The following is a 25,577-nucleotide window of genomic DNA, read 5'->3' on the forward strand; positions in this document are numbered from 1 at the left end:
GTTACCGATCCGGAGTCTCTGTATGCCTGCTTCCCCATCCACCGACACCACTTTGTTCGAGAGCGAAACGCCTGAGCCGGAGCAGCTCGAAGGCGGCCTCGCCATCTCGCGCGTTTTCTCTGCCGAAGGCGCGGATCCCTTCGATTCCGTGACGTGGGAAACCCGTGACGCCGTCATCAAAAATCACACGGGCCAGGCGATCTTTGAACAGAAAGGCGTCTCGTTTCCGAAGAGTTGGAGCCGGCTTGCCACGAACGTGGTCGCCAGCAAATATTTTTACGGCGACCTCACGCACGCCGGCGAGGATCCGGCGAAGGGCGGGCGCGAGCATTCGCTCCGGCAACTGATCCACCGCGTCACGCGCACCATTGCCGACTGGGGCATCAAGCAGCATTACTTCGCCACGAAAGCCGACGGCGAGCGCTTCTACGACGAGTTGACGTGGCTTTGCGTCAACCAGTACGGCTCCTTCAACAGCCCCGTGTGGTTCAACGTGGGTTTGCACCAACAGTACGGCGTGCGCGACACCGGCGGAAAGACGATCTACGGGTGGGACCGCAAGCGGAAGAAGATCGTCGAGGTGGACCCGTACGAGCGCCCGCAGGCTTCGGCCTGTTTCATCATCTCCGTCGAGGACTCCATCGACGACATCTGGCAGCTCATGGGCGAGAGCGCCCGGCTGTTCAAGTACGGCTCCGGGGTGGGCGCGGACTGGTCGAAGCTGCGCTCCTCGCGCGAGAAGCTCTCCGGCGGCGGCATCCCGTCGGGGCCGGTTTCCTTCATGCGGGTGCAGGACGCCACCGGCGGCACCATCAAGAGCGGCGGCAAAACGCGGCGGGCCGCCATTATGCAGACGCTGAAAGTGTGGCACCCCGACATCATGGAGTTCGTCGAGGCCAAACAGGAGGAAGAGAAGAAGGCCTGGGCGCTCATCGAGCAGGGTTATGACGGCTCGTTCAACGGCCCCGCCTACGGCTCGGTCGCTTTCCAGAACGTGAACCAGTCCGTGCGCGTCACCGATGAGTTCATGCACGCGGCGGACAACCGGGCGTCGTATGCGCTCCGCGCCGTGCTCACCGGCGACGCCGTCGAAGAGGTGGACGCCGCCACCCTGCTCGAAAAGATCGCCGAAGGCACGTGGATCTGCGGCGACCCCGGCCTTCAGTATGAGGACACCATCCAGAAGTGGCACACGTGCAAAAACTCCGGGCCGATCAACTCGAGCAACCCTTGCGTGACGGGGGATACGCTGGTGGCCACTGCCGACGGTCTGCGCCGCATCGACAGCCTGCTCGGCGAGACGCCGAAGGTCGTCGGCCTCGACGGCAAGCTGCACCGCACCACCCGCGTCATCGAGACAGGCGTCAAGCCGGTCTATCGCCTGCGCACGAAGAGCGGCTATGAAGTCAAGCTCACGGCCGACCACCGCGTCTGGACGGAGAACCGGGGCGACGTACCCGCCTGCGAACTGACCCGGGACGACGTTGTCCGCCTCGTCGCACCGCGCTTCGGCGCCGAGACGCTGGAAGCGGACGTGGCCGAATACGTCGGCCTCATGCTCGGCGACGGCTGTGTTTCCGGGCATGCGGCAACGCGGACGATGAACAAGGACACCGGGTGGGCCCTCGCGGTGACGGAGCGTGCCGCGAGCGCCACCGTCGCCGACGTCTTGGCGCCGTGGGCCGTGCTCGATCAGGGCAGCGCCGGCAAGCGGCTGACCGACCGCGCCCTCCGCCTCGACCGGCAGAGCATCGCCGCCCTGATGCGCGGCCTCTTCACCGCCGACGGCGCGGTCGTCGATTCCACCGACAAGAGCCCGTATGTGGGCCTCGACTCCGGCAGCGAGGAACTCCTCCGCCAGGTGCAGCTTCTCCTGCTCGGCTTTGGCATCAAGAGCAAGATCTACCGTAACCGGCGTCTCACCGACCGCGCGCTGCTCTCCGACGGGCCAGGTGGGCTGAAGGAGCACCCCGTCGAGCAGATGCACAGCCTGCGCATCACCCGCGACAGCCGCGTTCGGTTCGAGCATGAAATCGGCTTTTTGCCCGAGAGCCCGAAGGCCGAAGCCCTGCGCCGCCTCAACGAGCGCGTATCCACCTGTCGGGACGCGATGACCGACCGGGTCGTCACGCTCGAACTGCTGGGGGAGGAGCCGGTCTATGACCTGACCGAGCCGGTGACCGACCACTTCGTCGCCAACGGGGTGGCCGTCCACAACTGCTCCGAGTACATGTTTTTGGACAACTCGGCGTGCAACCTGGCCTCGCTGAACCTGCGCAAGTTCCTGAAGGAAGACGGGCGTTTCGACGTCGAGCGGTTCCGTGCGGCGGCGCGTCTTTTCATCACGGCGATGGAGATCCTCGTCGACAACGCCGGGTACCCGTCGGCGAGCATTGCCGAGAACAGCCATGCCTATCGCCCGCTCGGGCTCGGCTTCGCCAACCTTGGCGCGCTCCTGATGTCGATGGGCCTCCCGTACGACAGCGACGAGGGCCGCGCCGTGGCGGGCGCCGTCATGGCCATCGAGCATTGCGAGGCTTTCGCCCGCAGCGCCGAGATCGCCGCCAACCGGAAGATCGGTCCCTTCGACGGCTATGAGCAGAACCGCACGCCGTTCCTCGAAGTGATGCGCATGCACCGCGCCGCCGTCGCCGACATCGACCCGCGCTGCCCGGCCTACCTCCGCGAAGCCGCGCAGGCCTCGGCCGATCGCATGGTGGCGCTCGGCGAGCGGCACGGCTACCGCAACGCGCAGGCCACCGTGCTCGCGCCCACCGGCACCATCGCCTTCATGATGGACTGCGACACCACGGGCATCGAGCCGGACATCGCCCTCGTCAAATACAAACTCCTCGCGGGCAAGGGAGACGGGCTGCTCAAGATCGTCAACCGCACGGTGCCGGAAGCGCTCGAACGCCTCGGCTACGACGAAGCCGAGCGCGCGGCTATCCTCGAATACATCGAGGCAAACGACACCATCGAGGGCGCGCCGGGCTTCCGCGAAGAGCACCTCCCGGTCTTCGACTGCGCCTTCAAGCCCTTCAAGGGCACACGCTCGATCGCTCCCATGGGCCACATCCGCATGATGGCGGCCTGCCAGCCCTTCATCTCGGGAGCCATTTCGAAGTGTGTAACCGGAGATACGCTCATCCTCACCGAGCAGGGGATCATCCCCATTGGGCAGTTCTACGGCGGCGAGAAGCCGGACAGCTTTCGGAAGATGGATCTCAAACTGGCCTCCATCGACGAACCGCAGAAGGCCGACCTCTTCTACTACGGCGGGATGCGCCCGACGATCAAACTCACCCTCGCCGATGGACGTACGATCGAGGGGACGCCGAATCACCGCGTGAAAGTAGCGAACGAGACGGGCTACGACTGGAAGCACCTCAGTCAGATCACCGCGGAAGATTACGTCGCCATTCGTCTCGGAACCGACCTGTGGGCATCGGAAGACGTGGAGATCACGTTCCGACCTTCTCCCCTCTACGGGTGTCAGAAATCGATGCGCGTGCCGGCACGGGTAACGCCTGAACTGGGCTGGCTCCTCGGCGCCTACATCGCCGAAGGCAACAAGAACCGCAGCAACTGGACGGTCTGCATCACGAACAACAACCGCGTCGTGCTGGAACGCTGTCAGGCTGCCGTGCTTGATCTCTTCGGCCTTGAAGGAAAGATCGTCGTCGATGCGCGCAACGGCGTGAAGAGCCTGGTGGTGGCTTCGAAAAGCCTGTACGAACTGCTGGATTGGCTGGGATGCGGGGGAGACGCCGGCACGAAGGAGATGCCCTGGGCCGTTCTCCAATCGAGCCGCGCGACCGTGCAGGCTTTCGTCGGCGGGCTCTGGCTCGACGGCTTTGTGCGGCGTAAGGATGGAATGACTGCAATCTGCCTGAAGTCTGAGGCTCTCATCCGTCAGCTTCAGGTCGTCCTCAACAATTTCGGCCTGCGGGCGAACATCATTCGGAAGCACAATAAGGTTTACGACCGCACCTTTCATCAACTCTGCCTCCACGGGCACGACGTCTGTCGCTTTGCCGCACTGTTTACGCTCGACGAGCCGCACAAGCGCCGCAGCCTGGCCGATGCCGTGGCGATGCTGGCGGAGAAGCCGGATGGCGCCTGGTCGGACGTCGTGCCTTGCTACCGTGAAGCCATGCAGGCGGCGGTCTATGCCGACCACAACACGCAGGCGTGGCGCAACGTGTTCGATAAGCGAACGCAGAACGTTTCCCGGAAAACCACCGCCGACTTCTATCAGCAATACCCGCTTCCGGAATTGGCCGAGATCGTCGAGAGCGACGTGCATTTCGTACCGGTGCGCGACATCACTTCCGGCATCGCAGAGGTCTACGATTTCCAGGTGCCGGGCAATCATGCGTTTATCGGCAACGGGGTCATCAACCACAACACGGTCAATATGCCGGAGACCACCACGGTGGAGGAGATCGCCGACGCGTACGTGCAGGGGTGGAAGCTCGGGCTGAAGGCCGTGGCCATCTACCGCGAGAACTCGAAGCGGAGCCAGCCCCTGGCCACCTCGAAGGGCGGCAATACGAAGGGCAAGGAGATCGAGGCTTCGGGCGACGGCATGGCGACGAGCGACGAGCCGGAGATCGTCGAGAAGATCGTCGAGAAGGTGGTGTATCAGACGGTGCGCAAGCGCCTGCCGGACGAGCGGCCCTCGATCACGCACAAGTTCTCCATCGCCGGGCACGAGGGCTACCTCCACATCGGCCTCTACCCGGACACGCACATGCCGGGCGAGATCTTCATCACGATGGCGAAAGAAGGCTCGACGATCTCCGGGCTGATGGACGCCTTCGCCACGTCGATCTCGCTCGCGCTCCAATACGGCGTGCCCCTCGAAGACATGTGCGTCAAGTTCAGCCACATGCGCTTCGAGCCGAGCGGCTTCACGAACAACCGGCAGATCCCGATCGCCAAGTCGATCATGGACTACATCTTCCGCTATCTCTCGCTCAAGTTTCTGGGGCAGGTGAAGGAGGAAGCACCCGTAAACCCTAACGAGGCCGTTGCGGAAGTCGTCAATCGCAGCGGCCCGGCCACCGACGAGAAGCAGATCAACCTCTTCGACGAAGGCAAAGGGCCGGTCGATACGCTGGTGGGGTCCACGGTGGAGGTCTTCTTCGAAGCCGCCGAGCGCGCCAACCGGCAAGCCGACCCGTCGTCGCCCGCCGATACGACGGCGTCGTTCCAGAACCAGGACGACGCCCCGCCGTGCCCGAACTGCGGCTCGATCACCGTCCGCAGCGGCGCGTGTTATGCCTGCCCGAACTGCGGCTCGTCGAGCGGGTGCGGGTGAGCAGGGGCAAAATAGCCGGGGCTTCGGAACCGCCCGAAGGCCCGGACAATGGAAAGCGCCCGGCCCGGTGGGAAGGCCGGGCGCTTTTTTTGCGCATGCTCCTTCCGCCGAGCCCCGGGTCCGGGTGCTTTCGAAACCTGCCGCGGCGCCCGGCGTTTCGGTCTCCGCTCGACGCCCGCCATTTCCATCGACGCGAAGGTCCCCTTCGGAGGGGTGGCAGAGTGGTCGAATGCACCGGTCTTGAAAACCGGCATACCGCAAGGTATCGTGGGTTCGAATCCCACCCCCTCCGCTTCTTTCGCCCGGCGGCGAAGCGGGCAGGCGGCGTAAAAAGTGTTCGCGGCGAACCTCACTGCTTGCATAGCCGCGGCATGATAAAGCGCCCCTTGTCCGCTTCGTCGCCGGGCGTCTCTTTTCCCGGGCGCGGCCGGTGGGCGCGCTCGCAAACCGGCCTGCCTCTCTGCCGATTTTTTCCTATGTTTGGGGCGCACCGCATTGCCACACCTTCGTTCTTTTCCGCCCCAACCTCTTTCAAGCTCATGCGCACCCGTCTTACCCTGCGCCTGCTCGCCTTGAGCCTTCTTGTCTGGCTCGGCGTCGGGATCGTCCTCGCACAGGTCACGCCCGCACCGCCCCGCGCCGAGGGCGACGGTCCCTACGACCGCCTCGTGCTCCGCGGCGGCACGCTCATCGACGGCAGCGGCGCGCCTCCCATCGGCCCCGTGGACATCGTCGTCGAAGGCAACCGGATCGTCGAAATCAAGAACGTCGGCTATCCCGGCACGCCGATCCGCGAGGAGGACCGGCCCGCCGCCGGCGACCGCGAACTCGACGTCCACGGCATGTACGTCCTCCCCGGCTTCGTCGACATGCACGCGCACATCGGCGGGGCGCGTCAGGGCACGCCCGCCGAGTACGTCTTCAAGCTGTGGATGGGCCACGGCGTCACCACCATCCGCGACCCCGGCAGCGGCAACGGCCTCGACTGGACGCTCGAACACCGGGAGAAGAGCGCAAAAAACGAGATCACCGCGCCGCGCATCGTGGCGTATGCCGCCTTCGGATCCGGCTGGGACCGCCCGATCGTCACGCCCGAAGACGCCCGCGAATGGGTGCGTTTCGTAAAGGAAAAAGGCATGGACGGCATCAAGTTCTTCGGCGCGCCCCCGGAGATCATGAAGGCCGCCCTCGACGAGGCGAAGCGGCAGGGCCTCGGCACGGCCATGCACCACGCACAACTCGCCGTCACGCGCGTCAACGCGTTGCAGTCCGCCACGTGGGGCCTCGGCTCGATGGAGCACTGGTACGGCCTGCCCGAAGCGCTCTTCACCGACCGCATCGTGCAGCACTATCCGCTCGACTACAACTACCTCAACGAACAGGACCGCTTCGGCCAGGCGGGACGGCTGTGGAAGCAGGCCGCGCCGCCGTACAGCCCGAAGTGGAACGCGGTGATGGACTCGCTCCTCGCCCTCGACTTCACCATCGACCCGACCTTCAACATCTACGAAGCCAGCCGCGACGTCATGCGGGCCATGCGCGCCGAGTGGCACGACGACTACACGCTTCCTTCGCTCTGGAACTTCTACCGCCCCAGCCGTCGCGCGCACGGATCGTACTGGTTCTACTGGACGACGGAGGACGAGGTCGCCTGGCGCGAGAACTACCGCCTCTGGATGACCTTCATCAACGAGTACAAGAACCGGGGCGGGCGCGTCACCACGGGCAGCGACTCGGGCTTCATCTATCAACTCTACGGCTTCGCCTACATCCGCGAGCTCGAACTGCTCCGTGAAGCCGGCTTCCACCCGCTCGAAGTGCTGTGGTCGGCCACGCTCAAGGGCGCCGAAGCGCTCGGGCTCGACGGCGAGATCGGCAGTGTGCAGGTCGGGAAGAAAGCCGACCTCGTCGTCGTCGAAGAGAACCCGCTGGAGAACCTCAAGGTGCTCTACGGCACCGGCGCGATCAAGCTCAACGACGAGACGGGCGCGGTCGAGCGCGTCGGCGGGGTGAAGTGGACCCTCAAAGACGGCATCATCTACGACGCGAAGGCGCTCCTGGCCGACGTGCGTGCGATGGTGGCCCGCGCCAAGGAAGAGGCCGGGCTGCCCCCCGGCCCGATGCCCGTCGAGACGGCCCCCCCGACGATGCCGCCCAACGACCGGTGAGCACGCGCGCGGGCCCCGGAGACGGACGAGGTTATAAAAACGCGATTTCCGGGTTTTAGGGTAAAGGCACGGCGCGGATTTCCACGCCGCACGCTCTTTTACCATCAGACCCGGAGGTTCCTATGCGCTCACCCGCCCTCTGTCGCCTGGCCGCGCTTCTGTGCGCAATCGTCTCCCTCGCCGGTCCCGCGCGCGCCCAGCTCGTCGCCGACACGCTCTTTACGTGGAAAGGATATGACGGCACGGGGACGTGCCGCGTCCGACTCTACAAGACCCCACCCTCCGACGAGGACCACACGCACGTCGTCGTGATCCGGGAGTTGGCGGAGAACAAGGGGCCGTCCACGGTGAACGACGCTCGCCACCTCGCCGAGATGATCGGGCGCACCTACGGCATCGAGCCGCCGGATGCGTACTGGATCTTCCACTGGGGCGCGTTTTCGTACGAGGGCGCCCGGCCGAACAAACGCAAGGAGGTGTTCCTCCGCGCCACGTTCCGACGCACCAATACACAACGCCTCGGCACTCCGACGTGGCGCGTGATCTCGCGCGAGGACGTGGTAGACTATACCGACCGGCAGTTTCAATAACGGGGAGGGCTCGCCGTCAGCGACACACTCCCGAAGCCCCATTCCTTCGGCGACGCGCCGGGTGCGGTCAGGCCTCAAAAAGGAGCGCCCGAGAAAGTCTTCGGGGCGCTCCTCTGAAAACGAATTGACCGGCCGTCTCTATCTCGGCAACATGTCTCCTGTTATGCACATCGATGGGTGATGTGAAGGCCCGGTCTTTTGGTGGGGGACCGGGCCTCTTTTTTTCACACGCTCCCATAGGCACGTCATCGGCACGCTTACCGGCGTGATAAGGTCCTTTACCGAAATTTTTGAGCGCGGCGCATTTTCACGAGGGCGCGCCCCCTATTTCCTCGAGCGCTTCTCGCCCTGCGCCCGGAAGGTCTCGAAGGAGGCGACGAGCGCCCGCGCATTGCGGAGATACACTTCGTCGGTCGGATGGCAGCCGTCGCGCGTCTCCTCGCGTCGGAGCGGCGGAAATGCGGGGACCCGGTGTACGTGCGCGTGTGTCCGGGCGAGCATATCGGCGAGGACGGCGCTCGCGGCAGGGCCGGACGGCCCCGCGCCGGCGCACTCGTGCCCCTCGTACGGCGTCATGGACGAAACGTAGAGTTCCACCCCCGGCAGCATCTCCTCCAGAAGTGTCACCAGGCGGTCGGCGGCGCGCCGTTGGGCCTCACTCGGCATCGGGTTTTGCTGCCGCCGGATACCGATCTGCCACCACACCGCGTCGATGGTCTTCCCGGTGCGTTCGGCATAGTCGACCTGCCCGCGCAGCGCCCGCACGAGATTTTCGCGGAGGTCGCCCGGCCGGTCGATGAGGAGCTTTTGCCCCCGCCGGATGTCCTGCGCCGGCGCGAAAAACCCCTCATACCCGAGCCGGGCGACGGCCTCTGCCGTGCCGAGGGTGTTGCTGTAGCCGAGGAGCGCCACGAAGGTTTCGCCCGAAGCGCCGTCGCCGGGTGGAGGCGCGGACGCACCCGGTCCGACGGCGCTCGTCGAGCGGCAGCCGACGAGCCCCATCGACGCCAGCGCCAGCGACGCCGCGATCGTCCCGAAGCGCCGCCGGGCGTTTTTGAAAAAAGGCCTCATGTCCCCCCTCCATGTCTCGTGACCGATTCTCACCTCTAACGCACAGGCGCCGGTTCCGATGCCGGAAAATCGTGGCGATCGGGCGTCGCCTTTGTCACGAAAAGCGGGATCCTCGACAGCCCCTCTCCCGCCGTTCGGACAAAGATACGAAAAAGACCCCCTCGAAGATCTTTCGCGCTCGTTATATTGATTCCTCTCCATGCCGACGGTTCTTTTTCACCAGCCGCTTCCCGACATGCTTCGCTACCTCGACGACGAGCGCCCCCTCAAACGCTACCTCGAAATCAAGGCCGAGATGAAACGGCTGGAAGAAGAGCTCAAGGAACTGCAACCCGTGATTCTGGCGGCGTTGTGGGAGGAGCCGGAGGAACGGGCCGAATATGCCGGATATGAGCTGGCCGTCGGGGCGCGGCGCACGTATGCCTACAGCGAACGGGTCGAGGCTTTGAAGAAAGAGTTGAAGGCGCTCAAGAAGCAAGAGGAGCAGGACGGCACGGCCAAGTTGGTCCGTCACACGAGCTTTGTGGTGGTCCGGCCCCTGAAGAATGAATAGCGGCGGGCACGTAGCACACCGGCGCCTCACACCGGCGATAAATGGCGGGGGACGCCCGGCGATCCTGTGTGCGCGATCGGTCGCCGAGCGTCCCCACAACCACTCATCGTAAGACGCATCCCCCCCTACGGCGGAGCGCGCGTCATTGTTACGAAGCGATTTCGTCGCGCGCCTCAGAAACACCTTGTTCCCGTCTAAAAACGATCCAAAGGGGCGATTTCGGTTCAATTCAGGGGGTGCACTTATTTTAGCATGCCGTCTGTTTGCCCCGTTTCATGTGCACGGCGCGCCGAGTGAGCGCTCCTTTCGAAGACCCTCCCGGCCGCATCAGCCCCGGGTTGTGGAAGCGGAACCGCGGCGACGCTCGCTTTGCGTGGAAAAATCCGTACTTTTGTCGACGCCCCTGCCTCCATCTTCCCCGGTCGCCATGCCGCATCTCGAAACCCGACTCGCACAGGCCGGCGGCGTGCCGGATCCGGAAACGGGCGCGCTGATCCCGCCGATCCATCTGTCCACGACGTACGAGCGGGGGGCCGACGGCGTGTACCCGCGCGGCTTCGTCTACAGTCGCCTCGCCAACCCGACGCGCCTTCGTTTCGAGACGGCGCTCGCCGCGCTCGAAGGGGGCGCCTCGTGCGCGGCTTTCGCCTCCGGCATGGCCGCCGCCACGGCGGTGCTTCAGGCCCTCCGCCCCGGCGATCACCTCCTCCTGCCCGACGACGTGTATTACGGCGTGCGCCGCCTCGTCGAGACGGTCTTTGCCGAGTGGGGCCTTGTGTGGTCCACGGTGGACATGACCGACCTCGACGCCGTCGAAGCCGCCCTCCGGCCGACGACCCGGCTCGTGTGGACCGAGACGCCGTCGAACCCGATGCTCAAGATCACCGATCTGCGAGCCGTGGCCGAGCGCGCCCACGCCGCCGACGCCCGTCTCCTCGTCGACAGCACATGGATGACGCCCTTCCTTCAGCGGCCCTTCGAGCACGAAGCCGACCTCGTGCTCCACTCGGTGACGAAGTACCTCGGCGGCCACTCGGACGTGCTCGGCGGCGCGGTCGTCTTCCGCACCGAGGATGCCTTTGCCGAGCGGGTGCGGGCGCTTCAGACGAGCGCCGGGGCCGTGATGGACCCCTTCGGCGCGTGGCTTGCGCTCCGGGGCATGCGCACGCTTGCGGCTCGCCTCCGGATGCAGTGCGACACCGCGCGCCGCCTCGCCGCCTTCCTTCAGACCCACCCCGCCGTCGCCCGCGTGCATCACCCGTCGCTGCCCGAGCATCCCGGCCACGCCGTCGCCCGGCGACAGATGGACGACGACGGCGCCATGCTGTCTATCGAGGTGCGAGGCGGGCGGGACGAGGCCCTCGGCGTGGCCGCCCGCGTGAAGGTCTTCACCCGCGCCACGAGCCTCGGCGGCGTCGAGAGCCTCATCGAGCACCGCGCCTCCATCGAAGCGCCCCCCTCCCGCACCCCCGAAACGCTCCTCCGCCTTTCCATCGGACTCGAGCATCCGGACGACCTCCTCGCCGATCTTTCTCAGGCCCTCGGCTCCTGACGCCTCCCCCCGTTCCTCTTTAAACGTTATATTCGGAACGGCTCTTCCTCCCATCCATCATCTCGAACGCATGCGGCTTCCCTTCTTCCTCGCCCGGCGCTTTGTGGCTGCCGAAACGCTCGAAGGCGCGCTCCCCATCGTGCGCGACCTCAACCGAAAAGGCCTCTTCGTCACGCTCGACCTCCTCGGCGAATACATCGACGATCCGGCGCTGGCGAACAAAGCCCGCGACCTCTACATCGGACTCATCCACACGCTTTCCGAAGAGCGCGAAAAAAACGGCCTCAAAGCCTCGATCTCCATCAAACTCTCGATGATGGGACAGAAGATCGACTATGACCTCGGCCTCGGCAACCTCCGCACGCTCCTCGCCGAAGCGAAGGCGCACGACATCTTCGTCCGGCTCGACATGGAAGGCAGCGACGTCACCGAGTCCACGCTTTCGATGTTCGAGGCGGTGTATCCCGAATACCCGGACCACGTGGGCATCGTGCTGCAGGCGTACCTCAAGCGCACGGCGAAAGACGTGGAACGGATGTGCGAGCTCAACGCGCGCGTGCGCCTGTGCAAAGGAGCCTACAAAGAGCCGCCCGAGATCGCCTATCAGGACATGGCCGTCATCCGCGAGCGGTATATCGCCTACATGAAGCAACTCATCCTTCACGCCCGCTATCCCGGCATCGCCACGCACGACGACCTGCTCATCGACGCCACGAAACGGTTCGTCGCCGAGCAAGGCCTCAGTCACGACGACTTCGAGTTTCAGATGCTCTACGGCATCCGCCCGGAAACGCAGGTCCAGATCGTGAAGGAGGGGTATCACATGCGCGTCTACGTGCCCTACGGGCGGATGTGGCTGCCGTACTTCACCCGCCGCCTCCGCGAGCGGAAAGAGAACATCTGGTTCGTCGTCTCGAACCTGTTCCGGAAATGACCCCGGGGACGGCGTCGGCAGATTCGCCGCCTCACTTCCCCTTCCACTTCGGCGGACGTTTTTCGAGGAAGGCACGGAAGCCTTCGAAGCCGTCTTCGCTCTCGAAGATGGCGCGTTGATGGGCGGCTTCGCGGGCGAGGGCCTCGTCGAAGGTTCCTTCCTGTGCGGCGAGGATGGCCTGCCGGGCGCGTTGGAGCGCCAGGGGAGACTGCCGGGCGAGTTTGGCGGCGAAGGCGTGGGCGGCTTCGGCAAAGCCTTCGGTGGGGAAGACCCGGTTGACGAGGCCGATGGCGTGGGCGCGCGCGGCGTCCACCGTCTCGCCGGTGAGGATCATCTCCATGGCCCGTCCGACGCCGACGAGGCGCTGAAGGGTGTACGTGCCGCCGCCGTCGGGGATGAGGCCGACGCGGATGAAGAGCTCGGCGAAAGCGGCCCGTTCGGAAGCCAGGCGGAGGTCGCACGCGAGCGCGAGGTCGAGCCCGATGCCGGCGGCCGGCCCGTCCACGGCGGCGATGACGGGCCACGGGCTGTTTCGCACGGCGCGGAGTGTGGGACCGTACGCTTCGCTCAGCACGCGGTAGGCCGTATCCGGCGTCACCTTCGCTTCGAGCGCCGCCTTGATGTCGGCCCCGCTCGAGAACGCGCCGCCCGCCCCGGTGAGCACGATCACGCGCGTGCCGTCGTCCGCGCTCGCCTCGATGGCCTCGCGGATGCGGATCATCGTCGGCTCGTCCACGGCGTTGCGCACCGCCGGGCGGTTGATCGTCAGCGTACAGACCCCGTCGCGGCGGTCGATCAGGAGGGCGTCGTTCATGAGTTTCGGGGATGGCGGCGGCGCGGAACGAGGACGCCGCGCCGCCGGGGCGGCTATGATTGGAGGGCCTTTTCCTCGGCGTGTTCCGCCGCCTCGTGGGCGCGCTCGGCGAGCCAGCGTTCGGCATCGATGGCGGCCATACAGCCCGTGCCTGCCGCCGTCACGGCCTGCCGGTACACGTGGTCCCGCGCGTCGCCGCTGGCGAAAACGCCGGGGACGTTCGTGTACGAAGAGTTCGGGAGGGTCTGTATGTAGCCCACCTCGTCCATCTCGAGCCAGCCTTTGAAGATCTCCGTGTTCGGCTTGTGCCCGATGGCCACGAAGAAGCCCTTCACCGGAAGCGTCGACTCCTCGCCCGTCACCCGGTTCTTCAGCCGCAGGCCCTCGACCTCCTCCTCGCCGAGCACGTCCGTCACGACCGTGTTCCAGATCATCTCGATCTTGTCATTGTTGAAGACGCGCTCCTGCATGATCTTCGAGGCCCGGAGTGCGTCGCGGCGGTGGATGAGATAGACCTTCGTGGCGAAGCGGGTGAGGAAGAGCGCCTCTTCCGCCGCCGTATCGCCGCCGCCGACGATGGCGACCTCCTCGCCCCGGAAGAACGCGCCGTCGCACGTGGCGCACGCCGAGACGCCGCGACCGAGGAGCCGCTGTTCGTTCGGCAGGCCGAGGTACTTGGCCGAAGCGCCCGTGGCGATGATGACGGCGTCGGCGAGCAGCGGCGTCTGTTCGTCCGCGATCAGGCGGAAGGGCCGTTGCGAGAAGTCCACCGCCGTGATCAGGCCCCAGCGGAGCTCTGCGCCGAAGCGCTCGGCCTGTGCCTCGAAGCGCTGCATCATCTCCGGTCCGAGGATGCCGTCGGGGAAGCCGGGATAGTTCTCCACGTCCGTCGTGGTGATGAGCTGTCCGCCGGGCTCAGGCCCCTGATACACGAGCGGATCGAGGTTGGCGCGCCCGGCATAGAGCGCCGCCGTCAGGCCCGCCGGCCCCGTGCCGATGATCACCACATGGCGGTGTTCGGCCTCCGAAAAGTCCACGTTCTCGAAGGCGGAAAGATCGGGGGTTTCCTTCTGAGATTTGCCCTGTCCCATGATCCCTTCTCCGTTATAATGCCGATGGATGGAGCGTCAGAATACGCGCGCGGGAGGTGATGAAAGAAAAGGCGAAGCCGCCTCATGCGCCAGTATTCCACGAAAAAATCGCCCGGACGCGGGAAGACGATCCTCGCGTCCGGGCAAAATACGTTCGAGGCCGACGCGCCTCAAACGCGTCATCGAGCCAAAGATCACGCGGGCTGCGCAGCGAGCGCTTCGAGCTTGGCCGCCAGCGCGCGTTTCATCGAGGGCGATCCGCCGATCATCTGATCGACCACCTGTCCGTCTTTGAAGAAGAGGAGCGTCGGGATGGAGCGGATGCCGAAAGCCATGGCCGTCTGCGGGTTGTGGTCCACGTCGAGCTTGGCAATCTTGGCGCGTCCCTCGAACTCCTCCGCCAGCTGTTCGATGACCGGCGCGATGACGCGGCACGGTCCACACCAGACCGCCCAGAAATCGACGAGCACGGGCACGTCAGCGTTCAACACTTCTTCCTGAAAGTTCTCGTCGGTCAAGGTCACGTATTTGGCGTTCTGTGCCATAATGTCTGTCTCCGTCTATGTGAGCAAATGCCGTTATTCGTTTAAACGAGCGGTCGAGCGTTACACCCGCCATGCCGGCCCGGTTTCCCGCGAGGCACGCGCCGTTTCGACCGCCGTGCGTGTGTGCGCAATCTCCATACCAAAGCTGACGCCTACACCGTCACCGTCGTTTCGTCAGTTCATGAGGGCGGGGATCGTCTCCTCGTAGGGCTTTGCCAGCGCCTCGCGCGGCAGGTCGATGACCGTCGCGCCGTCGAGGGCGAGGGTCATCCGCCCGTCCGCCGTCACCACGCCGATGCGATGGGCCGAGACGGCAAAGCCCGCGAGCGCCTCACGCACGGCGTCGACATCATCCGGGCGCGTCGTGAAGACGATGCGGGACTGGGCTTCTCCGAACAAGACGGCGTCGCGCCGGAAAGCCTTACCTTCGAGGCGCGCCGACATGCCGAGGCCGTCGGAGAAGATCACGCTTTCGGCCAGGCATACGGCCAGACCGCCGTCGGAGACGTCGTGCGCGCTTCGCACGAGCCGGGCGCGGATGAGCGCGCACAGGGCCTCCTGCACGGCCTGCTCCTCGGCGAGGTCGAAGTGGGGCGCGTCGCCCACCGTCGCGCCGTGCACGCAGGCGAGGTATTCGGAACCGCCGAGGTCGTCGCGATGCGTCCACGCCTCCGGGGTGAGGAGGAAGACGACGTCGCCCGCTTCCTTGAGGTCGGCGGTGGTATGAAGGTCGAGGTCTTCGAGAAGCCCGAGCATGCCGATGGTGGGCGTGGGGAAGACCGCGCCGTCGGGGTTCTCATTGTAAAAAGAGACGTTCCCGCCCGTCACCGGCGTATCGAAGGCGCGGCAGGCATCGCCCATTCCACCGACGGCTTCCTTGAAGACCCAGTACACTTCGGGCTTGTACGGATTGCCGAAGTTGAGGCAGTTCGTGACGGCCATCGGACGCCCGCCGGCGCACACCACGTTCCGCGCCGCCTCGGCCACGGCGATCTGCCCGCCCTTGCGCGGGTTGAGGTACACGTATCGCCCATTGCAGTCGGTTTTGACGGCCAGCCCCTTCCGCGTCCCCTTGATGCGAAGCACGGCGGCGTCGCTCGGCCCCGGACCGACGACCGTGTTCGTCCGAACCATCGTGTCGTACTGTTCGAACACCCACCGCTTCGAGGCGATGTTCGGAGAGCCGAGGAGGGCCAGCAGCGTTTCGGCGGCGGCGGCGGGCGTCACGTCCGGGATAGCGGCGAAGTCGAAGGCCGCCGTGGCGTCGAGGTAGTCGGGGCGTCGGGTCTCTCGGTAATAGACGGGCGCTCCGCCGCCGAGGACGAGGTGCTCTGCCGGGACGTCGGCCACGAGCGCGCCGTGCCAGTACACCCGCACGCGGTCGTCGCCCGTGACCTCTCCGATCTGCACGGCGTGAAGGTCCCACTTCTCAAAGATGGCTTCCAGTTCGGCTTCTTTCCCGCGCTCGCACACGATGAGCATACGCTCCTGGCTTTCCGAGAGCATGACCTCATAGGGCGTCATCCCCTCCTCGCGCATCGGCACGCGGTCGGCGTGAACGTTCATGCCGACGCCGCCTTTGGCGCTCATCTCGCACGAGGAGCACGTCAGCCCTGCCGCGCCCATGTCCTGGATGCCGACGACCACGCCGCTCCGGATGACTTCGAGCGTGGCTTCGAGGAGGAGCTTCTCCGTGAAGGGGTCGCCGACCTGTACGCTCGGGCGTTTGGCCTCACTCGCCTCGGAGATCTCCTCGGAGGCGAACGTCGCGCCGTGGATGCCGTCGCGCCCGGTGGCCGATCCGACGATGTACACCGGGTTGCCGACGCCCTCGGCGATGGCCGAAGCCGTTTCGCCGACTTTCACGAGGCCGACGCTCATCGCATTGACGAGCGGATTGCCTTCGTAGGCGGGATCGAAGTAGACCTCGCCCGCGACGGTGGGCACGCCGAAGGAGTTGCCGTAGTCGCCGATGCCGCGCACGACGCCGTCGAAGAGATAGCGCACACGGGGGGTTTTGAGCGAGCCGAAGCGGAGCGAGTTGAGCGAGGCGATGGGCCGGGCGCCCATGGTGAAGATGTCGCGCTGGATGCCGCCGACGCCGGTGGCCGCCCCCTGATACGGCTCCACCGCCGAGGGGTGGTTGTGGCTCTCGATCTTGAAGGCGACGGCCAACCCGTCACCGATGTCGACGAGGCCCGCGTTCTCCTCGCCCGCGCCCACGAGGAGCGCCTTGCCTTCACGCGGGAGGGTCTTCAGAAGGGCGATGGAGTTTTTGTACGAGCAGTGCTCGCTCCACATCACCGCGTAAATGCCGAGTTCGACGTACGTGGGCGTGCGCCCGAGCCGCTCGACGACCCAGCCGTATTCTTCTTCGGTCAGGCCATGTTCGAGCGCGAGTTCGAGCGTAACCTCGGGTTCGGTCAGCGTGGTGGAGATCATCAAAAAGCAAAAGTCAGAAGGCCGAAAGGCCGATGGAATACCGGCGAGAACGTTGAAAACCCCCGCCCACACATTACGTTTCAAGGATTTCTTTAAAATACAAAAGACCCCCGACCTTTCCGGAGAAGATCGGGGGTCCCGGCGCGAAGCCTCTGTCAAATTGGGATTTATTTCAGAAGCATCATGGTTTTGCTTTGCACGGAGGCTCCGGTGCGCAGCCGGTAGAGATAGACCCCGCTCGCCATCCGGGAGGCATCGAAGCGCGCCGTGTACTGTCCGGCGGGCCGCTCCCCGTCGACGAGCACGGCCACGCGGCGGCCGGTGAGGTCGAAGACTTCGAGGCGGACGTGGGCCGCTTCGGGCAACGCATACTGAATCGAGGTCACCGGGTTGAACGGCTCGGGATAGTTGCCCAGCAGCCGGGGCGCCTCGGAGGGAGCGGTGGCCACGGCCTGCCACGCCGAGGCCCGGCGGTCCGGTGCGCCGGCATCCACCACCGTCCACTCGATCTCCTCGTAGGCAAGGGGAAGGTCTTCAAACGGCGATGAGGCCGTCAGCGTCACCTCCGAGAGAAACACCTCGCTCGAAGCCGAAGGCACGAACCGTATTTCCGCATCGGAACCATTGCGGAGAATATCGATCTTGAAGCCTTCCCATCCCTGACTGGCAAGGTCGGCTCTGGCAAACCCCGTGACGACGAGGTCCTGGATCCCAAAGGAGAATCCGTTGGGCACCTTCCGCTCGCGCCGCACGACCCCGTTCTTGACGAACTGCAAGGTGAACTCGTCCCAGCCGGTCGTCGGATGCGCGTCGATACTGAAAAAAGTTTTATCTCCGATCCCCTGGAGGAAAAGGACGACCAGTGAGTCGTTCGCCACTTCGGCTCCCAGGGTCATTTGCCCGGAGAGCGCCCACGAGAGCGTCTCGCCGTCCCGCAACGGCAACGGCCGCATGTCGGTCCATACGCCGACGGTCCCTTCCGGCAAGACGGTCCGGATGCCGTCGAGGCCGCTGTCGCCGATGTCGCTCAACAACAGGGAATCCAGCATAGCCGTCACCAGGGCCTCGCTCTGCCGATTGGGAAAATGCTCGAGGCCGTACTTGTGGAGCGACGCTTCGAGAATGGTTACCTCACTCAACTGACGGGGGATGATGGTCATGCCGGTGATGTAGTCCGGCACGAGGGTCTGTCCCTGCGGGACGATGGCGACGCGGTCGCCATAGGCGGGCTTGTCGGCTCCCATGATCCAGATGTCTCGGGGCTTGACGAGCTGGTACGAGAATCCCAACACCGGCGTCGCCCCTCCCCGGCGAGCCTCGGGACCAAGCCCCAGAATATTCAATTCTTCGGCTTTCTCCATGTCGGTTTTCTCGCACCATGTGAAATCCGGAAAGTCGCTGTCACCCCAATCGATCCAGGTGATCGTCGGGAGTTCGGGGTAAGGGAACGGACCGGGCGGCGGTGTCCCCGGACCGGGATCGGCAATGGTGGTGTCGATGACCACTTCGCCGTCATTGGTAACGACGATGCGGAGCGTCTCTATGTCGAGCGTGGGGAAGCTGATGCCCAGGCCGACGCCGGGGCCTACATCGTCACGCGGATCTTTGGCTTCGACCACATCGACCTGGACGATCTCGATTCGTTCGCTAGAGCCTTCGTTCCGCCCCTCCCACACGTGCGTGAAGCCGCGCCCCGGGACGAAGATGTTCTCGGTTTCGTACATAGGGGTGACCGAAAGCCCTTCGCTGTCCCCCACGTCAACGGTGACGCCACTCCCATCGTCCTGCTCGGCAGTAATGCAAAGACGAAGCGAGTCGACCAGGGCGGCCATCTCGGCATCGCCCGTTTTTTCCCACTGCATCATCGCCCAGCGGAGGGAGTCTACTTTGGTAACCGGCTGTGCGAAAGCCCAGTCGGGAGCCGCCATCAGGGCGAGTAAGACTAGAAGTAAGAGTTTTGATTTCACTTTTTCGCTCTCCAGGGTTAATGTTTGATGATCGGTGTGTCCTTCTCCAAATCCACACGTGCTTACTACTGATGGCGTCGCTTCGCCGTACTTTTGGACACGCCCCCCCGAAAAAATTGGCTTTTCTATGAAAATGCCCGAAATGAACGTATGTTATTCTGTCCGAAGTCGGCATTCACCGGCCAGAACGATCGCGAGATATGCTGGGAAAAGGAGACGTGACGCAGTGGCTCCAGCGGATGGAGGAGGGAGACCGTGATGCGCTGGAGCATCTGATGCCGTTGCTTTATGACGAACTTCGGCTGATGGCGCGGAACCATCTTCGAAACGAACGCTCCGGGCACACGCTCAACCCGACCGCGCTGGTCAACGAGGTCTATCTCCGGTTGGCGGGGCAGCAGCAAATTTCGGCCACTCACCGCACGCAGTTTCTGGCCGTGGCCGGCCAGACGATGCGCCGCGTCCTGATCGACTATGCGCGCGCCCGAAAGCGCCTCAAGCGCGGCGGCGGGCAGACCCCAATCGCCCTCGACGACGCCGAATCTTTCCTTTCCGACACCGAGGCTGAAGAGATCCTCGCCCTCGACGAAGCACTCAAGCGCCTTGCCGTCGTGAACGAGCGAGGCAGCATGGTCGTACAGTATCGCTTCTTCAGCGGCCTCACGCTCGAAGAGACCGCCCATGTCATGGACCTCTCGCTCAAGACGGTCCATCGCGCCTGGATCGCCGCCCGCGCCTGGCTGCGCAAAGAGGTGGCACAAGACCTGAATCTCTAGCGCCCGCGCCTGACCAGAGTCGCAGCCAAACGTCGCCATTGAGGTTAGACGCTTTCTTTGTTTTCATACCCGCACCGCCATGGCCGCCACCTGGGACCGGATCGAGACCCTCTTCTTCGCCGCGCTCGAACGTATGCCCGCTGCGCGCGCCGCCTTTCTCATGGAAGCCTGCGCGAACGATCCCGACCTCAGGCGCGAGATCGAGGAGATGCTCGCCGCGCACGAGGTGGGCCGTTCGCTCCACATCGAAGACCGACTGCTCTCCGGTCCGTCGCCGCAACCTCCCGCCCCGGAATCTCTGGTGGGGGCGCACATCGGTCCCTATCACCTCAAGCGCCTCCTCGGGCGGGGCGGCATGGGGGCGGTCTACCTGGCCGAGCGCGCCGACGGTCAATACGAACAGCAGGTGGCGCTGAAGCTCATACGGCCCGGCCTTCATACGGCGGAAATTGCCGCCCGCTTCCGGATGGAGCGCCAGATCCTCGCCCAGCTCGTGCATCCCAACATTGCCCATCTCACCGACGGCGGCATCACTGCCGACGGACGGCCTTATCTGGTGATGCAATACGTCGAGGGCGTCCCCATCACCACCTATTGCGACGCGAACCGGCTCTCCATCGAAGCGCGGCTGCGCCTCTTCGCAACGGTTTGCTCCGCCGTTCAATTTGCCCATCGGAACATGGTGGTCCACCGCGACCTCAAGCCGTCGAATATTCTCGTCACGGAGGCGGGCGTCGTCAAGCTCCTCGACTTCGGGATCGCTAAATTGCTCGACGCCGAGGCTGCCGAAGGACCGATCACGCGTGAGGACGTGCGCGTGATGACCCCGGAATATGCCGCGCCCGAACAGATCCGAGGCGAAGCCATCACCACGGCGACAGACGTGTACGCGCTCGGAGTGCTTCTTTATGAACTGCTCACCGGCCACCACCCCTATCCATTGGCCCGGCGTTCGAGATCCGAAGTGGAGCGCATGATCTGTGACGATGATCCGCCTCGCCCCTCACTCATCGTCGCAGACCCCGCCGAGCCGGAGCCTTCTCTGTCGCCCGAGGCGGTGAGTGCCGCGCGCCGCACGCCGCTGCGCCGGTTGCGTCGGCTGCTTCGCGGCGACCTCGACAACATGGTGATGATGGCGCTTCGGAAAGAGCCCGCCCGGCGCTATGCGTCTGCCGGTCAGTTCGCCGAAGACATCGAGCGGTACCTGTCGGGACGACCCGTCATCGCGCAGAAAGACACGATCACCTATCGCCTGCGCAAATTCGTCCGAAGGCATCGTCTGGGTGTGGGGATGGCGGCGGCGTTTGTGCTCCTGCTCCTGAGCTTCATCGTGGTGACGCTGCTTCAAAGCCGGGCCGTGGCCCGCCAGCGCGACCTCGCGCAGGCCGAACGCGACAAAGCCGAGCAGGTGGCGCAAATGCTCATCGACCTGTTCAAAGGCTCCGATCCGAACGAGGCGCGGGGCGGCGGAATCACAGCCCGAGAGATCCTCGACGAGGGCGCCGAGAAAATCCGCCGCGAACTCGGTGATCAGCCGGAGACGCAGGCGCGCATGCTGAGCATCATCGGCCAGGTCTACCGTAGTCTGGGTCTGTACGATCAGGCCCGTTCCGCCCTTGAAGAGGCCGTCGCCGGGTACCGTCAAAAGGGAAGTTCCTCGCTGGATTACGTAACCGCGCTGAAGGAACTGGCCAACCTGAAATTCCGGCTTGAAGACATGGACGGAGCCGAGCCACTCCTGCGCGAAGCCCTCGAACTGACCGCCGATCGCGACTCCACCGGAGCCGAGACGGCCAGCCTTCTCAACAGCCTCGCGCTCGTGCTTGAGGGGCAGGGGCACATTGACGAGGCCCGCATCACCTTTCGGCGGATCATAGAAATCCGCCGCCGTCTCTCAGGCGACGCGCCGGACGAGAACCTGGCGGCCAACCTGAACAATCTTGCCAACCTGCTTCAGGACAACGGCGCATTGGAAGAGGCGGAGCAGATGTACGAGGAAGCCCTCGCGATCGTCGAAGCGAGCCGGGGGCCGGAGCATCCGTACGTCGCCTTCACGCTGAACAGCCTCGCCTCGCTGCATCAGGAACGCGGCAATTTCGAGCGGGCCGAAGCCGAATTTCGCCGTGCGCTGGAGATCGGCGCGGCCTTTTTCCCGGAAGACCACCCCTTCCTGTCCGTTGTGCATAACAATCTCGGAAAGCTGTATGAAATCAGAGGGGACTTTCCGGGCGCGGCCGGCGCCTACGAACGGGCGCTGGAGCTGCGCCGCCGCGCTCTTCCCGACGCGCACCCCGATATCAGCGCTTCGCTTCTTGGTCTGGGCCGGACCCGCATGGCTCAGGGGCGCTTGTCGGCGGCCCTCCCCTTGCTCCACGAGGCGCTCGAGATCCGGCGCACGGCCTTCGCCGACGACGATTGGCGAACGGCCCAGGCGGAGATTCATCTCGGGCACTGTTTTCTCGAGCTCGGACGCTACGTGGAAGCCGAGCCGCTGCTGGTGCACGGCCATCGCGTCAGCCTGGAGCAGCGGGGCGCCGGAGATGCTCAGACGGAGCTTGCGCGCCGCGCCCTCGCTGACCTCTACACCGCCCTCGGGCAACCGGAAAAAGCCGCCCTCTTCCTCACGTCACCGATGCCGTGAAGCGTTTCGGGCGCCCGTAGTGAAGGAGCAATTAAACGGAAAAAGCCCCGCTGCCAGACGGCAACGGGGCTTTTCAAACAAGAGACCTCGGCGATGACCTACTCTCCCACCACAGGGGCAGTACCATCGGCGCTGCAGGGCTTAACTTCTCTGTTCGGAATGGGAAGAGGTGGTTCCCCTGCGCTATAATCACCGAGATCAAAAGGGCGACATGATGAAAGTTCCGTAGCGCAGCTGCCGGTATCAACGGGCCAACGAGCGCCCGTGAAAGGTGACATGTGTAAAAATAAAGCGTTAAGTCTGACGGGTAATTAGTACGGCTCGGCTGAACACATTGCTGTGCGTACACCTGCCGCCTATCAACGTCCTAATCTTGAACGACCCGTAAGGGAGACCTCATCTTGCGGTGGGCTTCGTGCTTAGATGCCTTCAGCGCTTATCCCATCCGAACATAGCTACCCTGCGATGCAGCTGGCGCCACAACAGGTACACTAGAGGTTCGTCCACTTCGGTCCTCTCGTACTAGAAGCAGATCCGCGCAAGTCTCCTACGCCCACAGCAGATAGGGACCGAACTGTCTCACGACGTTCTGAACCCAGCTCGCGTGCCGCTTTAATGGGCGAACAGCCCAACCCTTGGGACCTTCTTCAGCCCCAGGATGTGACGAGCCGACATCGAGGTGCCAATCCGCCCCGCCGCTGTGGACGCTCGGGGGCGATCAGCCTGTTATCCCCGGGGTAACTTTTATCCGTTGATCGATGGCCCTTCCACACAGAACCACCGGTTCACTAGGCCCGACTTTCGTCCCAGCTCGGCTTGTAGGCCTCGCTGTTAGGCTCCCTTCTACCCTTGCGCTCTCCGGCGGATTTCCGTCCCGCCTGAGGGAACCTTTGGGCGCCTCCGTTACGCTTTAGGAGGCGACCGCCCCAGTCAAACTGCCCACCAAGCGCTGTCCCCCTAAAGGGGTTAGATCTCCGAACACGCCAGGGTGGTATTTCACCGGCGGCTCCCCACCCCCTGGCGAGGGTGGTTCCTAGCCTCCCACCTATCCTACACAGGCGTGCCCAAAGACCAACGCCAGGCTGCAGTAAAGCTCCACGGGGTCTTTTCGTCCTGCCACGGGTAGGCCGCATCTTCACGGCCAGTTCAATTTCACCGGGTCCCTCGCCGAGACAGCGTCCCGGTCGTTACGCTTTTCGTGCAGGTCGGAACTTACCCGACAAGGAATTTCGCTACCTTAGGACCGTTATAGTTACGGCCGCCGTTCACCGGGGCTTCGGTTCGGGGCTCGCACCCCTCCCCTTGACCTTCCGGCACCGGGCAAGCGTCGCTCCCTATACGTCCACTTACGTGTTCGCAGAGAGCTGTGTTTTTGGTAAACAGTCGCCAGGACCTGTTCACTGCGGCTCCCCAGGGCTCATCACCCCGGAGAGCACCCCTTCTCCCGAAGTTACGGGGCCATTTTGCAGAGTTCCTTGGCGAGGGTTCTCCCGCGCGCCTTGGTGCTCTTACACCCGCCCACCTGTGTCGGTTTGCGGTACGGGCACTCCACCTTCATCGCTTAGAGGCTTTTCTCGGCCCCCTGGCTTCGGCGGCTTATCACCCCTCTCGGGGCTTCCCGACCAGCGGCGGGCTCCCGCAGGGCGGATTTGCCTACCCTGCACCCCCCGCTGGCCAACGGGCTTAGCCATAGCTCCGCTCCGCCTAGCCTAGGGCGTCCCCCCATCGCTCCAGTGGAGTGGGGCCGGAATATTAACCGGCTGCCCTTTCGGCTTCGCCTCTCGGCTACGCCTTAGGTCCCGCCTAACCCTACGCCGACGACCGTTGCGTAGGAACCCTTGGGCTTTCGGCGGTGGGGATTCTCACCCCACTTATCGTTACTCATGCCGGCATTCGCACTTCCCTTGCCTCCAGCAGCCCTCGCGGTCTGCCTTCATCAGCCTCGGGAACGCTCCCCTACCGCGCAACGGCTTCCCGTCGCACCCGCAGCTTCGGTGCTAGGCTTAAGCCCCGTTCATTTTCGGCGCGGGGCCACTCGACCAGTGAGCTATTACGCACTCTTTAAATGATGGCTGCTTCTAAGCCAACATCCTGGCTGTCTCAGCAGCCCCACATCCTTTCCCACTTAGCCTAGCTTCGGGACCTTAGCTGGCGGTCTCGGTTGTTCCCGCGCTCGGACACGGACGTTATCGCTCGTGCCCTCACTCCCAAGCCTCCACTCAGACCCTTCTGAGTTTGCCAGGGGTTGGTAGGCTGGTGGGCCCCCTAGCCCTAGCAGTGCTTTACAGGCCTGAGTTGCCGCTTGAGGCTGACCCTAAAGTCATTTCGGGGAGAACCAGCTATCTCCAGGCTCGGTTAGCTTTTCACTCCTAACCCCAGCTCATCCGAAGGGTTTTCATCCCCTACCGGTTCGGCCCTCCACTGGGTGTCACCCCAGCTTCAGCCTGGCCAGGGCTAGCTCGCCTGGTTTCGGGTCTGCGACCACTGACTCTACGCCCTCTTCGGACTCGGTTTCCCTTCGGCTTCGCCTCCCGGCTTAACCTCGCCAGTGACCGCAAGTCGCCGGCTCATGCTTCAATAGGCACACCACAACCCCTCCCCGCGCTCGCGCGCAGGCGTGGGGCCGTGATTGCTTGTAAGCGCACGGTTTCAGGTTCTCTTTCACTCCCCTCCCGGGGTTCTTTTCACCTTTCCCTCACGGTACTGGTTCGCTATCGGTCACCCGGAGTACTTAGCCTTGGGCGGTGGTCCGCCCAGATTCCCCCATGGCTCCACGAACCACAGGGTACTCGGGGTCGTGCCCCAGGGAGTCCCTGGCCTTTCGCCTACAGGGCTTTCACCTTCTCTGGCTCCCCTTCCCAGCAGGATTCGGCTAGACCAGGGATTGCTCACTCCCCGGGCTTCGCCCAGGACACGCCCCACCAACCCCGGGGTGCAAGCACCCCGGTTTAGGCTCTTCCCCTTTCGCTCGCCGCTACTCAGGGAGTCGATCTCTCTTTCCTCTCCTCTGGGTACTTAGATGTTTCAGTTCCCCAGGTTCCCCCCGCTGCATACACAGCGGTGACCGGTGTTCCCACCGGCCGGGTTCCCCCATTCGGACATCCAGG

At 64.5% G+C, this 25,577-nt stretch carries 13 protein-coding genes, 1 tRNA gene, 2 rRNA genes and 1 pseudogene; 9 read left to right on the plus strand and 8 right to left on the minus strand.

The genetic code is table 11. The features are described from left to right. Positions 1-97: 97 nt before the first annotated feature. The 4 genes and pseudogenes from AC1HIY_RS01485 to AC1HIY_RS01500 all read left to right on the plus strand — a co-directional run. A pseudogene (locus tag AC1HIY_RS01485) lies at positions 98-5,326 on the plus strand (LAGLIDADG family homing endonuclease); the annotation flags it as partial. A 207-nt stretch (positions 5,327-5,533) separates the two neighbouring features. After that, positions 5,534-5,618 (plus strand) — tRNA-Ser (locus AC1HIY_RS01490). 247 nt (positions 5,619-5,865) lie between these two features. After that, on the plus strand, positions 5,866-7,494 hold the full coding sequence (locus AC1HIY_RS01495; RefSeq protein WP_479574928.1) for an amidohydrolase family protein: 1,629 nt from the start codon (positions 5,866-5,868) through the stop codon (positions 7,492-7,494). A 122-nt stretch (positions 7,495-7,616) separates the two neighbouring features. After that, positions 7,617-8,084: a hypothetical protein gene (locus tag AC1HIY_RS01500; protein WP_479574929.1), complete on the plus strand. Its 468-nt coding sequence runs from the start codon at positions 7,617-7,619 to the stop codon at positions 8,082-8,084. Positions 8,085-8,408: 324 nt separating this feature from the next. Here AC1HIY_RS01500 and AC1HIY_RS01505 read toward each other — a convergent pair whose 3' ends face one another. Next, the gene (locus tag AC1HIY_RS01505) at positions 8,409-9,155 is read right to left on the minus strand and encodes a hypothetical protein (RefSeq protein ID WP_479574930.1); all 747 of its coding nucleotides are present in this window, start codon (positions 9,153-9,155) and stop codon (positions 8,409-8,411) included. Positions 9,156-9,390: 235 nt separating this feature from the next. Between AC1HIY_RS01505 and AC1HIY_RS01510 the strand changes: the two genes are divergently transcribed. From AC1HIY_RS01510 to AC1HIY_RS01520, 3 genes are all read left to right on the plus strand, one after another. Then, positions 9,391-9,708 (plus strand): hypothetical protein, encoded by a 318-nt coding sequence (locus AC1HIY_RS01510; RefSeq protein ID WP_479574931.1) that lies wholly within the window; start codon positions 9,391-9,393, stop codon positions 9,706-9,708. A gap of 427 nt (positions 9,709-10,135) precedes the next feature. Then, entirely contained in the window at positions 10,136-11,260 is a 1,125-nt protein-coding gene (locus AC1HIY_RS01515; protein ID WP_479574932.1) for a trans-sulfuration enzyme family protein, read from the plus strand. Positions 11,261-11,330: 70 nt separating this feature from the next. Continuing rightward, entirely contained in the window at positions 11,331-12,194 is an 864-nt protein-coding gene (locus AC1HIY_RS01520; RefSeq protein ID WP_479574933.1) for a proline dehydrogenase family protein, read from the plus strand. 31 nt (positions 12,195-12,225) lie between these two features. On the opposite strand, the gene AC1HIY_RS01525 is transcribed toward AC1HIY_RS01520, so the two are convergent. The 5 genes from AC1HIY_RS01525 to AC1HIY_RS01545 all read right to left on the minus strand — a co-directional run bounded on the left by AC1HIY_RS01525 (position 12,226) and on the right by AC1HIY_RS01545 (position 19,014). Next, the gene (locus AC1HIY_RS01525) at positions 12,226-13,008 is read right to left on the minus strand and encodes an enoyl-CoA hydratase/isomerase family protein (RefSeq protein WP_479574934.1); all 783 of its coding nucleotides are present in this window, start codon (positions 13,006-13,008) and stop codon (positions 12,226-12,228) included. 53 nt (positions 13,009-13,061) lie between these two features. Further along, the gene (gene trxB / locus AC1HIY_RS01530; RefSeq protein ID WP_479574935.1) at positions 13,062-14,099 is read right to left on the minus strand and encodes a thioredoxin-disulfide reductase; all 1,038 of its coding nucleotides are present in this window, start codon (positions 14,097-14,099) and stop codon (positions 13,062-13,064) included. Between the two features lie 194 nt (positions 14,100-14,293). After that, positions 14,294-14,644: a thioredoxin gene (trxA, locus tag AC1HIY_RS01535; RefSeq protein ID WP_479574936.1), complete on the minus strand. Its 351-nt coding sequence runs from the start codon at positions 14,642-14,644 to the stop codon at positions 14,294-14,296. Positions 14,645-14,818: 174 nt separating this feature from the next. Beyond that, positions 14,819-17,086: a phosphoribosylformylglycinamidine synthase subunit PurL gene (purL, locus tag AC1HIY_RS01540; protein ID WP_479574937.1), complete on the minus strand. Its 2,268-nt coding sequence runs from the start codon at positions 17,084-17,086 to the stop codon at positions 14,819-14,821. A gap of 167 nt (positions 17,087-17,253) precedes the next feature. After that, complete coding sequence (locus tag AC1HIY_RS01545) at positions 17,254-19,014, minus strand: T9SS type A sorting domain-containing protein (protein WP_479574938.1); 1,761 nt, start codon at positions 19,012-19,014, stop codon at positions 17,254-17,256. A 239-nt stretch (positions 19,015-19,253) separates the two neighbouring features. Between AC1HIY_RS01545 and AC1HIY_RS01550 the strand changes: the two genes are divergently transcribed. Both AC1HIY_RS01550 and AC1HIY_RS01555 read left to right on the plus strand, forming a co-directional pair. Beyond that, positions 19,254-19,829, plus strand: a complete 576-nt coding sequence (locus tag AC1HIY_RS01550) for an ECF-type sigma factor (protein WP_479574939.1) — start codon at positions 19,254-19,256, stop codon at positions 19,827-19,829. A gap of 79 nt (positions 19,830-19,908) precedes the next feature. After that, a complete protein-coding gene (locus AC1HIY_RS01555; protein ID WP_479574940.1) occupies positions 19,909-22,470 on the plus strand; it encodes a serine/threonine-protein kinase in 2,562 nt (853 codons plus the stop codon). A gap of 85 nt (positions 22,471-22,555) precedes the next feature. Here AC1HIY_RS01555 and rrf read toward each other — a convergent pair. Both rrf and AC1HIY_RS01565 read right to left on the minus strand, forming a co-directional pair. After that, positions 22,556-22,667: ribosomal RNA gene (gene rrf, locus AC1HIY_RS01560) — 5S ribosomal RNA — on the minus strand. A 93-nt stretch (positions 22,668-22,760) separates the two neighbouring features. Next, a 23S ribosomal RNA gene (locus AC1HIY_RS01565) occupies positions 22,761-25,577 on the minus strand; the annotation flags it as partial.

Source organism: Rhodocaloribacter sp. (assembly GCF_056451265.1).